This window comes from Cellulomonas sp. P4_D11 (genome assembly GCF_056401915.1).
In genome coordinates this window covers 15,165-27,771 of sequence record NZ_JBFUIK010000018.1, presented here as the reverse complement: position 1 = coordinate 27,771, position 12,607 = coordinate 15,165, and the positions used below count along the sequence as shown (strand labels likewise).

The 12,607-nt window shown below is 72.1% G+C and carries 12 protein-coding genes and 1 tRNA gene; 5 read left to right on the top strand and 8 right to left on the bottom strand.

The features are described from left to right. Positions 1–30: 30 nt before the first annotated feature. Positions 31–1,107, top strand: coding sequence for a hypothetical protein (locus AC1DT4_RS12745; RefSeq protein ID WP_477090165.1), 1,077 nt, complete (start codon positions 31–33; stop codon positions 1,105–1,107). Here the strand turns inward: AC1DT4_RS12745 and AC1DT4_RS12740 are convergent. Next, on the bottom strand, positions 1,083–1,334 hold the full coding sequence (locus tag AC1DT4_RS12740) for a DUF4242 domain-containing protein (protein ID WP_477090164.1): 252 nt from the start codon (positions 1,332–1,334) through the stop codon (positions 1,083–1,085). The two genes, AC1DT4_RS12745 and AC1DT4_RS12740, sit on opposite strands and share 25 nt — an antisense overlap. 46 nt (positions 1,335–1,380) lie before the next feature. Between AC1DT4_RS12740 and AC1DT4_RS12735 the strand changes: the two genes are divergently transcribed. Continuing rightward, positions 1,381–2,397 (top strand): cupin domain-containing protein, encoded by a 1,017-nt coding sequence (locus AC1DT4_RS12735; protein WP_477090163.1) that lies wholly within the window; start codon positions 1,381–1,383, stop codon positions 2,395–2,397. 7 nt (positions 2,398–2,404) lie between these two features. Here AC1DT4_RS12735 and AC1DT4_RS12730 read toward each other — a convergent pair whose 3' ends face one another. After that, positions 2,405–2,596, bottom strand: coding sequence for a hypothetical protein (locus AC1DT4_RS12730; protein WP_477090162.1), 192 nt, complete (start codon positions 2,594–2,596; stop codon positions 2,405–2,407). Positions 2,597–2,696: 100 nt separating this feature from the next. Between AC1DT4_RS12730 and AC1DT4_RS12725 the strand changes: the two genes are divergently transcribed. Continuing rightward, entirely contained in the window at positions 2,697–4,112 is a 1,416-nt protein-coding gene (locus tag AC1DT4_RS12725) for a DUF2252 domain-containing protein (protein WP_477090161.1), read from the top strand. 31 nt (positions 4,113–4,143) lie between these two features. Continuing rightward, a complete protein-coding gene (locus tag AC1DT4_RS12720) occupies positions 4,144–5,349 on the top strand; it encodes a BaiN/RdsA family NAD(P)/FAD-dependent oxidoreductase (RefSeq protein ID WP_477090160.1) in 1,206 nt (401 codons plus the stop codon). Between the two features lie 12 nt (positions 5,350–5,361). Here AC1DT4_RS12720 and AC1DT4_RS12715 read toward each other — a convergent pair whose 3' ends face one another. Together AC1DT4_RS12715 and AC1DT4_RS12710 are read right to left on the bottom strand one after the other, a co-directional pair. Continuing rightward, a complete protein-coding gene (locus AC1DT4_RS12715) occupies positions 5,362–5,799 on the bottom strand; it encodes a ScoMcrA-related endonuclease (RefSeq protein ID WP_477090159.1) in 438 nt (145 codons plus the stop codon). 160 nt (positions 5,800–5,959) lie between these two features. After that, a tRNA-Ser gene (locus AC1DT4_RS12710) sits at positions 5,960–6,044 on the bottom strand. A gap of 111 nt (positions 6,045–6,155) precedes the next feature. Here AC1DT4_RS12710 and AC1DT4_RS12705 point away from each other — a divergent pair. Further along, a complete protein-coding gene (locus tag AC1DT4_RS12705; RefSeq protein ID WP_477090158.1) occupies positions 6,156–6,986 on the top strand; it encodes an inositol monophosphatase family protein in 831 nt (276 codons plus the stop codon). On the opposite strand, the gene sthA is transcribed toward AC1DT4_RS12705, so the two are convergent. The 4 genes from sthA to AC1DT4_RS12685 all read right to left on the bottom strand — a co-directional run bounded on the left by sthA (position 6,976) and on the right by AC1DT4_RS12685 (position 12,575). Further along, positions 6,976–8,439, bottom strand: coding sequence for a Si-specific NAD(P)(+) transhydrogenase (gene sthA / locus AC1DT4_RS12700; RefSeq protein WP_477090157.1), 1,464 nt, complete (start codon positions 8,437–8,439; stop codon positions 6,976–6,978). The genes AC1DT4_RS12705 and sthA overlap by 11 nt on opposite strands. 110 nt (positions 8,440–8,549) lie before the next feature. Next, complete coding sequence (locus AC1DT4_RS12695) at positions 8,550–9,746, bottom strand: hypothetical protein (RefSeq protein WP_477090156.1); 1,197 nt, start codon at positions 9,744–9,746, stop codon at positions 8,550–8,552. 71 nt (positions 9,747–9,817) lie between these two features. Next, positions 9,818–12,163, bottom strand: coding sequence for a DUF4832 domain-containing protein (locus tag AC1DT4_RS12690; RefSeq protein ID WP_477090155.1), 2,346 nt, complete (start codon positions 12,161–12,163; stop codon positions 9,818–9,820). A gap of 169 nt (positions 12,164–12,332) precedes the next feature. Beyond that, positions 12,333–12,575 (bottom strand): hypothetical protein, encoded by a 243-nt coding sequence (locus AC1DT4_RS12685; protein WP_477090154.1) that lies wholly within the window; start codon positions 12,573–12,575, stop codon positions 12,333–12,335. Positions 12,576–12,607: the final 32 nt, after the last annotated feature.

Genomic DNA, 12,607 nt, shown 5'->3' with positions numbered 1-12,607 from the left:
ACGACGGACGTCCGCCCCTACGCTCCCCTCGTGGAACCCGCTGAGTCGCTCACGTGGCAGACCTGGACGACGGACAGGCCGTACGTGCGGCGGGCCGTCGACGCGCAGTGGCGGCACCAGCTGTCGCGGCCTCCGCTGCTCGTGATCGAGTCCCTCTTCGCCGCCCTGCTGCTGCTCGGGCTCGTGACTCGGTCGGGCGTGAACGCCGTCATCGTGGGAGTGCTGGTCGCCCTCGTGCTCACCGCGTACGTGAGGGGGCGCATCCGTTCCGCGCGGGTGCTGCCGCCCGGCTCGCGAATCAGCATCGCGCTCGGCGGGGACCGGCTGCACACCACCGGCCCGCTCGGGACCTCCGCCGTCCGGCTCGGGGTGTACGGCAGGGTGATCGCCCGTCGACACGTCATCCTGCTGGAGCACCGCGTGACCAAGGGCGTCGTCGCCTATCCCCGTGCGCTGTTCCCGGACGCCGTGCTCGACGACCTGCGGGCGAGGGTCCGGGTTGCCGCGCCCGTGGGCGCCGAGCTTCCGCAGGAGGCGCCGGTGACGGTGGGCGACGCGCGCCCGGGCGAGGTAGCGACGTATGTCACGGACTCCGGGTACATCCGCCGGCTCGCCCGCACGTATCTCCACGAGGTGACGCTCGCGCCCGCACGCCTCGCACGGGTCGCGGCCGTGATCGTCGTCGGGGCTGTGGGCATGGTCGCCGTGACGGGTCCGTCGTCGGGCTCGAGCGCGCTCGTGGGCGGCACTTTCGCCGGCGCGATGGTGCTCCTGCTGGTCTGGGTCGTGTGGCGGCAGCAGGTGCGGATCGTGCGTGATCTGACGCGGCAGGTCCCGGTGGGATCGGTCTTCCGGGCGGCTCTTCGCCCGGAGAGCCTGTGGATCGAGGGGCCGGCCGTGACAGGGGAGACGAGGTTCGGCGCCCTCCGCGCGGTCTCGGTCCGGGGGGAGTTCGTCTTCCTCCAGGCCCGCGAGACGCGCCTCCGGTCGATCGTGCCCGTCCAGCTCTTCCCGGGCGACTCGCTCGACGCGCTCCAGGAGCGGGTCGACGCCGCGGCAGTCGCGGCGTCGACCCGGAGGGCTCACGCGCCCTCGTCGACCCGGTAGATCTCGTCGGCCACCAGGCCGTGCGCCTGGCGGTGGACCGTCGCGGCCGACTCGGCGTCCGGGGCGTCGACGAGGCAGAAGATCTTCCCCTGCTTCTCGTCGACCCAGTACTTCAGGTAGCTGACGTCGAACGCGCCCTGGGTGGCCAGGTCGGCCTGGTGCGCCTGCGCGACATCGCCCATCCCGACGGGTCCGTCGATGGTGTGGACGTCCATGAACAGCGGCATCTCGTGCTCCTTATGCGTGCTTTGTCGGTGTGACACGATCAGCCTCGTGGTGAGCACGTCCGCGGACCATGACCGCGCCACCGGCCTTCCTGATCGGGAACCCACGTACCAGGACCTGCTGCAGACCTCGCTCGAGCGGCTGCGGCTGGAGGGTGCTGTCTTCCTGCGCGCCGAGTACCGCGAACCGTGGACCTACGAGTCCATGACCGGACCGGTGACCGCAAACCTGCTGCGGCCCGGCACCGACCGGGTCGTCCTGTTCCACGTGGTCGCGTCCGGCTCGTGCTGGGTGTCCGTCGACGGGGGCGCGAAGCACTGGGCCGCGGCCGGCGACGTCATCGTCCTGCCGTACGGCGACCAGCACCGGATGGGCGGCCTGCAGGACGCGGAGGTCGTTCCCATCTCGACCTTCATGCCGCCCGTCCCGTGGGCCCAGATGCCGGTGCTGCGGTATGGCCGGGACGGCTCCGAGACCGACGTCGTCTGTGGCTACCTGCACAGCCGGGACCCCCTGTTCGACCCGGCGCTGCGAGCACTGCCGCCGGTGTTCGTCGTGACCCCGACCGGGCCGGCGGCGCAGTGGGTGCGGGCGAACATCGAGTACGCGCTCGAGCAGACGTCGGCCGGTGCGCTCGGGATCCCGACCCGGCTGCCGGAGCTGCTGCTGGTCGAGGTGCTCCGGCTCCACCTCGCGTCGGCCCCGGCGGTCGACCGGGGGTGGACCGCCGCGCTCCGCGATCCCGTGCTCGCGCCGGCGCTGGCGGCGATGCACCGGCGGCCCGAGCTCAAGTGGACCGTGGAGCTCCTGGCGCGCGAGGCCCTCGTGTCCCGGTCGCAGCTGGACACCCGGTTCCGCGAGGTGCTCGGGCGCTCGCCGATCCGCTACCTCACCGAGTGGCGGATGCACGTCGCGCAGGACCTGCTGACCACGACCGACCTCGGGGTGGTCGCGGTGGCGCACCACGTCGGCTACGAGTCGGAGGAGGCGTTCAGCAGGGCGTTCAAGCGCAGTCGGGGGGACGCGCCGAGCGTCTGGCGAGCCGGGCGTTCGGCCCGGGTCTGACCCCGGGTCAGTCGCGGCGGCTCCGGGCGGCGCGCACGATCAGGACCAGCCCGATGACGGCGATGACCGGGCCGACGATCGCCCACAGGGTCACGCCGGTCATGGCGCTGCCCCCGAGGTAGCCGAGCCCCTGGAACGTGAAGACCGCTCCGATCACGAGCAGGACGACTCCCAGCACGATGGCGAGCGGCTTCGACATGGCCTCAGTGTGGTGCGGCGCCGAGCCGCGCGCCATGGCGTGCGGTTGACAGGCGGGGGAGACTCCGGGAGTCAGGGCTCCCGAACCGAGGTGGGCAGCGATGGACGGACGGCCCGTCGCCGGGCACGTGGTCCTGCAGAGCGCCGACAGCAGTGACTACGCGTCGTTGCGGCGTCGGCCGGCCACCCGCGAGGAGCGCTACCGGACGGGGCGCGCCCTGCGGGACACGGTGCCCCGCTCGTCGCTGGGCGACTGGTCGCCGGCCGATCGCGACCCCGTCGCGCAGATCATCGAGAGCCACCAGGGACGGCTGGACCGGCTGATCCCCCTCCGCGTCGGGCGCATGGCCGCCTCGCCGTATGGGTTCCTGCGCGGGTCGGCGGTCGTCATGGCCAACGACCTGGCGACGCTGCCCGCCACCGGCATCACGCCCGTGGTCTGCGGCGACGCGCACCTGGGCAACTTCGGCTTCTACGCGTCGCCCGAGCGCGACCTGGTCATCGACCTGAACGACTTCGACGAGGCCCATCCCGGGGCGTGGGAGTGGGACCTGCGTCGGCTCGTCGCCAGCATCTGGGTGGCCGGCCGGCAGAACGGCGCGCCCGAGCACGCGTGCGAGTCGGCCGCGGTCTCGTGCAGCGCCGCCTACCGCGAGGAGATCCGACGCCTGGCCGACCGGCCGCTCCTCGCGCGCTCCTTCGAGCGGCTGGACGTCGACCGCATCCACGAGCGCGCGCCGCACGGCACGCTGGCCGCCGAGATCGACCGGGCCGTCAAGCGCGCCCGGACCCGCACGAGCGACCGCGCGCTGCCGAAGTTCACCGCGTCGGAGGGCGGCCAGCGCCGCATCGTCGAGCAGCCGCCGCTGATCACGCGCCTGCCCGACGACGAGGCGGCCCTCGTCGCGCAGGGTCTCGACGACTACCTGGCCACGCTCGCGCCGCACTGGCGCCGGGCGCTCGGCGGCTACACGCTCGTCGACGTCGCCCACAAGGTCGTCGGCGTCGGCTCGGTCGGCCTGCGCGCGTACATCGCGCTGCTCGAGGGCTCGAGTCCCGACGACGTCGTCTTCCTCCAGCTCAAGCAGGCCCGGCGGTCGGTGCTGGCCCAGCACGTCCACGGCGACAGCGCCTGGCACGCGCACCAGGGCCAGCGGGTGGTCGAGTATCAGCAGGCGCTGCAGACGGTGAGCGATCCGCTGCTCGGCTGGACGACCGTGGGCGGTCTGCAGTTCTACGTGCGCCAGTTCCGGAACATGAAGGGCACGGTCACCCTGGACGCGATCGACGCCGTCGCGCTCGCGGACTACGCCGGGATCGTCGGACGGCTGCTGGCCAAGGGCCACGCGCGGACCAGCGGGGCGTCGATGATCTCCGGATACGGGGGCCGCTCGGACAAGCTCGACCTCGCGATGGCGCGGTTCGCGCTCGCGTATGCCGAGCAGACCGAGGCCGACCACGCCGCCCTGGTCCGGGCGGTGGCGGCCGGGCGGCTCCCGATCGAGCGCGGGGTCTGAGGACCAGGTCGTCGTCAGATACGTTCGGCCGATGAGCAGGGCGAGCGTGGTCGGCGGCGGGCCGGCAGGTCTGATCGCCGCCGAGGTGCTGGCCCGGGCCGGCGTGGCGGTGACCGTGTACGACCGGATGCCGTCGCCCGCCCGCAAGTTCCTCCTCGCCGGCCACGGCGGGCTGAACATCACGCACTCCGAGGACCTCGACCCGTTCCTGTCGCGGTACGGCGCCTCGGCCGAGCAGCTGGCGCCGATGCTCGCGCGCTTCACCCCGGCCGACCTGCGGGCCTGGTGCGCCGGGCTGGGTGAGCAGACGTTCGTCGGGTCGAGCGGGCGCGTGTTCCCGCGGTCGTTCCGCGCCACGCCGCTGGTCCGCGCGTGGCTGGCGCGCCTCGCCGATCTCGGCGTCGTGATCGAGCGTCGCCAGCGCTGGACGGGCTGGACGGACGCGGGGCTGCGGTTCACGGGTGCCGACGACGCGATACGCGAGGTCGTCGGCGACGTGACCGTCTTCGCGCTCGGCGGCGCGTCCTGGCCGCGGCTCGGTGCGGATGGCGGCTGGGTCGGTCCCTTCTCGGACCGCGGGGTCGCGACGACGCCGCTGCGGCCGGCGAACGTCGGGATGCGCGTCGAGTGGACCGGCACGTTCGCGGAGCGGTTCGAGGGGTCGCCGCTGAAGCACGTCGCGCTGTCGGCCGGCGGGCAGCGGTCCCGCGGGGACGCGATGGTGACGAGGACCGGCATCGAGGGCGGGCCGGTCTACGCGATCGGCGCCGCGATCCGCGACGTCCTCGAGGCCGACGGGCGGTGCGTGCTCGAGGTCGACCTCCGCCCGTCGCTCTCCCACGAGCAGGTCGCGGAGAGGCTGCAGCGCCGACGGCCGAAGGACTCCGCCTCGAACTGGCTGCGCCGGACGCTCGGCCTGGACCCGGTCGCGATCGGGCTGCTGCGGGAGGGGCTGGCCGGACCGCTGCCGAACGACGCACAGGCCATGGCCGCGCTGGTCAAGGCGGTGCCTGTGGTGGTGACGGCGACCATGCCGATCGAGCGGGCGATCTCGACGGCGGGCGGCGTGGCGTGGTCGGAGGTCGACGAGTCGCTGATGCTCCGCCGGGTGCCCGGCACGTTCGTCGCGGGCGAGATGCTCGACTGGGAGGCGCCGACGGGTGGCTACCTGCTGCAGGCCTCGTTCAGCACCGGGGTGGTCGCGGCGCAGGGCGCGCTGGCGTGGCTCGAGCGCTGACCGCTCGGCGCCTCAGCCGCACTCGTCGCAGATGCCGGTCGCCGGAAGGGTCATCGAGCACGTCGGGCAGATCGCCGGCGCGGCCTCCCGGGCGGCGGTCGCCCGCGCGACGGGGGTCCGCGGTGCGCGCGGCGCGCGGGTGGTCCGGGGAGGCGGCGGCCGGTACGCCGACCGCGGCTCGGTCACCTCGAAGCCCCGCCGGCGCAGGATCGCGATCGCCCCGGCCATGTCGCCGCTGAACTCCTCCGTCGTCGCCAGCCGCCCGGTGGCGTACCGGTGGGCGACGCCGAGCACGGCCCGCGAGTCGTAGCTTCGCCCCTCGTGCACGAGCGGGTACTCGTCGGAGGGGGCGAATCCGTAGACGTCGAGGAACTCCGCGCCGCCGCGGTCGTCGTACTCCGCGATCGCCTGGAGGACGTGCTGGCGCGAGACGGAGGAGAAGGTGGCCACGACGTGCGAGCGTACGTCGATCCGGGCGGCGAATCGACGGCCGCGCACCCTTCGCATGCTCGCGATACCCGTTCCGACTGTCCTCGAGAGCGCGTGGGTCAAGCGGTACGACGAAGGGCCCACCACCCACATCGCTGCAGGTGATGGGCCCTTCGGTGCGCGGAGGATGGGGGATTCGAACCCCCGAGGGCTTTCACCCAACACGCTTTCCAAGCGTGCGCCATAGGCCACTAGGCGAATCCTCCCGGCCGACAGAGGATACCCGACCGCGGCCGGTGGGCCGAACCGGCCGTCGAGTGCTCGACGGGAGCGGTGAGTTCACCTGGATGTCGCATGCGGGGGACATCATGCGTGTCATGACCTCCCTCGCCCCGCCCGCCCTGCAGCCCGACGTCGACCTCGCCCTGCGTGCGGTGGAGGCGGGGTTGGCGGTGGTCCGGGGTGCCGACGACCGGGCCGTCCTGCGGCTCAAGGGCCCGAACGACCTGGTCACCGCGGTCGACCTGGCGACGGAGGACGCCGTGGTCCGCACGCTCCAGGACGGTTCACCGCTGCCGGTCCAGGGCGAGGAGGGGTCGCCGCGCGAGGACGCGCCGGACCGGTGGGTGGTCGACCCGATCGACGGGACCGCGAACTTCGTCGCCGGGCTGCCGCTCGTCGCGTGCACGCTGGCTCGGCTCGCCGGGGGCGACCCCGTCGTCGGTGTGACCGCGGACGTGACGACCGGTGAGGTCGTGTGGGCGGCGCGCGGCGCCGGGACGTGGCGCCGGACGGCGGGCGGGGACGACGTGCGGGTGTCGACGGGAGGCGGAGAGCTCGACAGCCTCACGGTCACGGTCGGGGACCTGTCGTGGACGTCGATCGCGCCCTGGCCGCTCGACGTGCGGGCGGCCGCCCTGCGGGAGGTCGCCGCGACTGTCGGCAAGGTGCGCGTCGTGGGCACGTCGGCCACGGAGCTGGCGTGGGTCGCCACCGGCCGGACGTCGGCGTCGATCGCGTTCGGGAACGCCGCCTGGGACGTCGTCGCGGGCGTGGTGCTGGTCCGGGAGGCCGGTGGCGTCGTCGTGGACCTGCGGGGGGAGCCGTGGTCGCTCGCCTCCGACTCGATCCTCGCGGCCGCGACGCCCGAGATCGCCGACGCGATGGTCGCCGCCGTCGCGCGCGGGATCGCGGCGGTCACGAGCTGAAGCGGGCCACCTGCCGGATCTTGTTCGTCGCGTCGAGGGCCGCCACCTTGTAGGCCTCGGAGAGCGTCGGGTAGTTGAGGACGGTGTCGACGAGGTAGTCGACGGTCCCGCCGCAGGCCATGATCGCCTGGCCGATGTGGACGAGGTCGGTGGCGGAGGTCCCGAAGATGTGGACGCCGAGCAGCTCGCGCGTCTCGGTGTGGACCAGCAGCTTGAGCATCCCGTAGGAGTCGCCGACGATCTGGCCGCGCGCGAGCTCGCGGTAGCGGGCGACGCCGACCTCGTAGGGGACCGCCTCGGCGGTGAGCTCCTCCTCGGTGCGGCCGCAGTAGGAGATCTCGGGGATCGTGTAGATGCCGATGGGCTGCACGGACTGCAGCTCCCGGGCCGGCTCGCCGAACGCGTGGTACGCCGCCAGGCGGCCCTGGTCCATGCTCGTCGCGGCCAGGGCGGGGAAGCCGATGACGTCGCCGACCGCGAAGATGTTCGGCACCGCGGTCCGGTACTGCTCGTCGACGGCGATCCGCCCGCGCGAGTCCGCGGACAGCCCCGCCGCCTCAAGGTTGAGGGCGTCCGTCTGCCCCTGCCGGCCGGCGGAGTACATGACGGCGTCGGCGGCGATGCGCTTGCCCGACGCGAGGCGGGTCACGGTGCCGTGCGTGTTGCTGTCGACGCCGGCGACCTCCTCGCCGAACCGGAACGACACCGACAGGTCCCGCAGGTGGAACTTGAGCGACTCGGCCACCTCGGGGTCGCACATCTCGAGCATCGCGGGCCGCTTGTCGATGACGGTGACCCGGGTGCCCAGGGCGGCGAACATCGACGCGTACTCGATGCCGATGATGCCGGCGCCCACCACGACCATCGAGTTGGGCACGGCCTCGAGCGCGAGGACCCCGTCGGAGTCGAGGACCGTCTTCCCGTCGAACTGGACCGTGCTCGGCCGGTGGGGCTTGCTGCCGGTGGCGATGACGACGAACCGCGCGGTGAACTGGGTGCGGCGCACGCCGTCGTCCTCCAGGACCCCCAAGGTGTGCGCGTCCAGGAACGAGCCGGTGCCGTTGAGGATGTCGACGTGGTTGCGCAGCAGCTGGGCGCGGATCACCTCGTGCTCCCGGCCGATCACGTGCTGGGTGCGGGCGAACAGGTCCTCCATCGTGATGTCGGACTTCACGCGGTAGCTCGCGCCGTACACCTCCCGCTGCGCCATGCCCGTGAGGTACATGACCGCCTCGCGCAGAGTCTTGCTCGGGATCGTGCCGGTGTTGGTGGAGACGCCGCCCATCATGTGCCGACGCTCGATGATGGCGACCTTGTGGCCCAGCTTGGCGGCCGCGATCGCCGCCTTCTGTCCGCCGGGGCCGGAACCGACCACCACGAGGTCGTAGTCGTAGCGGGCGTCGGCCGGCTCCTGCGCCACCGCGTCCTCGCCGGGAACCCCATCAGTCGCCATGGGGGCAGTCTGTCCCCAAAGCGGTCGTGATGTGAGTCGGGCGAATCACCGGCACGTGAACGTTCGGCGCGGTGGCCGTCGAGGCACGCCCGCGCCGGTACGCGCTCCGATCATCCTCGGCCGGCTCCGCCGTCATGCACGCGAGCCCGCGACACCTCGGAGCGGTCGGCGTCGCCGATGGTCTGCTCCTCGGGCGCCCCGAGCGCGCTCGCCACAGGACCGTCCGCCGCAGCGCCGTCGGGCGCCGCGGCGGCCCCTCCGTCCACACGTCCCGCCCGCCAAGCCCGCAGTCGACGGACGATCCGCGGCGCCAGCCAGGCCAGCACCAGCACCAGGATCCCGACGGGGATCCACGGCATCGCCCAGAACGTGGTGCTCGCCTCGACGGGCGCGATCGCAGTGCCCCTCGAGTCGTCCGGACCGAGCACCATGGGCGTCACCACCGCCGTCGCCGTCATCCGGACCGTCGCCGGCACGTCAGGGACGGTCGTGGAGACGTCGTACGACGACCCGGGCAGCAGCTCGGGCACGTCGTCGAGCGTCACGACGCGGGCCGACGTCCCGAACGGTCCGCTCAGCCGCAGCTTCGCCGCGCCCGTCAGACGGGAGTTCCCGGTGTTGGTGACGGTGAAGCTCACGGCCAGGTCGCCACGGGGGACCGCGTCCGTGCTCCCCGAGTGCGACGCCACCAGCCCGTCGATCCGCAGCCCCGGTTGGAGCTCGCCGACGACTCGGACGTGGATGCGGGAGCCGAGCCGACGCTCGACCGTGATCGCGGCGGGGTCGGCGCCCGTGAGCGAGCTGACGATCCCCCCGGTGTGGTCGCCAGGGCTCGCGTTGCTCGGAACGGTGATGGTGAAAGGGATCTCCACGGACTCACCCGGAGCGATCGTCACCTCGTCGGTGCCGACGTCCACCCAGCTGCCGACGTCCACGGACGGGACGTCGCGGTTGGCCAGGTTGAGCGGGCCGTTCTGGGTGACCACGGCGTCGGCGGCGTAGACGGCGAGCGTCAGCGGCTTCTGGCCGTGGTTGAGCACGACGAAATCGTCTTCGACGCGCGCGCCGGGCTCGAGCTCGTACGAGTAGTTCGGACGGCCCGCGCCCTGTGCGTTGTCGGCCGGACGGATCCCCCAGGTCACGGTGGGGTCCTCGGTCGCGCCCGGGGTGGCATCGAACAGTGCCCCGAGCGCGCCGACGGAGGCCTGACGTGGTGCGGATGCCGTCGCACCGCTCACCGCCAGCAGAGACGAGATCGACGCGACCAGGGCGATGAGCACGACCCGCGACGTGGTCCGAAGACTCATGGTGCAGCTCCTTGGTGCGCCGCCGCCGGCCGAGGCGTAGGGCCCCGGCCGGCGACGACGCTGTCGTGGTGTCAGCTGAGAGCGGTCAGGACCAACGTGGCGCGGTAGGTCCCGTCCCCGACCGAGACCGGCACCTGCAGGTCCAGGTCGGCGCCCAGCAGTGCCGAGCCCTTCTCGTGCCCGGTCGTGGCCGAACCGAGGGTGGCCGGCACGGACAGGCCGTCGCCGGCGACGAAGCCGGAGACCACCGGGGCACCGGCGACGGCGCCGCCGGTGTTCTCGGTGACGTTCGGTGTCCACCCGAGGTACTTGCCCGCGAACACCTTGCCGTCGGCCCGGAAGTCGGACGTCTGTGCCGAGAGCGACCACGCGGGTCGCTCGAGGCGGGTGTCGGTGACGCGGACGGGGTTGATCACACCGGCTGCTGCGTAGTGGTCGCCGGCGGGCACGGCCGTGCCCAGGTCGACGAGCCCGTTGGTCCCGTCGATCGACCAGGTGAACTCACCCGGCTCGTTGGTGGCCTGCGGGATCTGCACCTGGAGCGTCTGGTTGTGGTCCGACGCCCCCGTGGCCGGACCGACCGTGGTGGAGGCGATCAGGTTGGCGCCGAGCCCGGCGTCCCAGATGTTCGCGCCGTTGTTGGCGAACCGGATGGTGCGCTTGTTGGCCGAGGTCTCCTTGGGATCGTTGATCTTCAGGTAGACGTCGTAGTCGCCGACGGGCACGGTGCCGAACGCGCTCGTCATGTCGACCGAGAAGCCCAGGTCCCGGTAGGCGGCAGTGTTGCTCGCCCTGCTGTCCAGGTCGGGCCGCCAGTCCCGGGCGTCGAGGGTGGTCAGCGCGGAGTAGGACGTGCCGTCCGCCTTGGACTTCAGGACGACGGACACGTTCTTCTTGTTCACGATGTTCCCGAAGCCGACGTTCTGGATGCTCCCCGCGAACCGGAAGGTGCCGTCCTGGCTCACCGACGCGCTCGCGTTGGCGTCACGCAGCACCAGCCGGAATCCCAGCCGGTCTCGCCAGTACTCCGCGCCGGTCCTGCCGTCGTACACCGGGTCGAAGATCGCGTGCTCCGTCCGGTAGGGCTCGGCGTACGCGTTCTCCATCGTCTTCGTGACGTTCGCCTCGGTGTAGGTGAAGCTGCCCCACCTGTCGTGAACCTCGCTCGAGTAGTCCGCGTTCAGGTAGACGGTCTGCGCGTAGGAGGCTTCCCAGGCGACGAACGGATAGGTGTTCCACAGCGTCTCGTCGCCCTGCGCCTCGCCGCCGTAGAACCCGTTCTGCCCTCTGATCCAGGTCATCAACCGGCCGCGGTCGTAGGACTCCGGGTCCCCGAGCGGGGAGCCCGGCCACCAGGCCCCTTCGGACAGCGAACCCCAGTCGTCCGGATAGTTGGCGCCTTCGTCCTCGCCGTAGGCGTAGCTGTCGTTGAAGAACCCGAAGCGAGCCTCCGGGGTGCCTGGCTGAGGAGCGGGGATCTTGTCGATGGTCCCGAAGGTGTAGTGCGTGCCGTAGGTGGCGTTGTACCAGGACAGGAACGCGCCACCCTGGACGATGATCGAGCGCGAGGCGGGGACCGCGTCCAGCCAGGCGTTCAGGAGCCAGGCGTAGGCCTCCGGGCTCGTGCCGAGGGTCGTCGAGTGCATCTCGCCCCACGGGCCGAACATGCCCCCGTCGACCCCCATGATGACGTCCTCGTACTCGTCGAGAATGGGCTTCAGCTGGGCGATGTGTTCCAGGACGGTGGCCTTGTCGGGCTCGATGTCCTGCACGAGCCGGTCCATGTACCCGTCCTGCGGGTGGTCGACGTCGACCCAGCTGTAGCCCTGGCCGTCGTAGTTGAAGCGGATCAGGGTGACCCCGTTGCCGTCCCGCACCTGCTGGAGCTTGTTCCTGATGTACGCGAGGGCATCCGGCGTCAGCTTCTGGGTCGTGCCGTGCGGCCAGGTGGGCAGGACGTTCGCCCGCCAGTAGTCGAAGTGGGTGTCGTAGGCGTACGGCGCCTGGTCCCCGGGCCGCGACTTGATCGACACGGTGGTCGGCGCACGGTAGCTCGCGGTGTACCGCGTGCCTCGTGACGTGAACGTGTTGCTCGAGAAGTTCCGCAGGTCGAAGTAGATGTGGCTGACGCGGGTGGTGACGGCGGCACCACCCACGGTGACCGGGTTGTCACCGACGTTGATGGTGCCCGAGCCGGCACCGGTGACCGGGACGATCATCCCGTCGTTGGCCCGGTAGAACCCCCGGTCCGGGTTCGGGACGTCGACCGGGTTCTCTGTGTAGTCGAGGCCCTGCGGCACCAGCGCCGCGGCGGATCCGCCCTCGGGGGCTCCACCTTGGACAGCCATGCCCGTGGTCAGCAACAGCGTGGGAGTCAGCGCGACAGAGAGCGCCAACATCGTGAGTCGTCCAGGCATCTTGCACTCCTTCCAGTCCTCGTGTGGTCGTCCTGCTAGCCGTGCCGTCGCGCGACGCGGGCAGTGCCGAGGCGATGTCGCGAACACGGTGGCTGGGCCGGCCGGAAGAGCCGGCCCCAGCCACGTCGTCGCGCTCCACGCCGATGTGCGCGCCCCCTCTGGGCCGCTCTCAGCTGAGAGCGGTCAGGACCAACGTGGCGCGGTAGGTCCCGTCCCCGACCGAGACCGGCACCTGCAGGTCCAGGTCGGCGCCCAGCAGTGCCGAGCCGTCGATCCCGAGGGACGTCGTGGCCGCGATCAGGTGCTGCTGCGCCGCGACGACGAACGCGATGACGGGAGACCGTCGCCGTAGCGGTCCCGGGGATCGGGTGCTCGTCGGCTGGCTCGGGATCGCATCGTCGGTGATGGTCACTGGGGCTCCTGGGAAGGGCTGGCTCGGCCCAG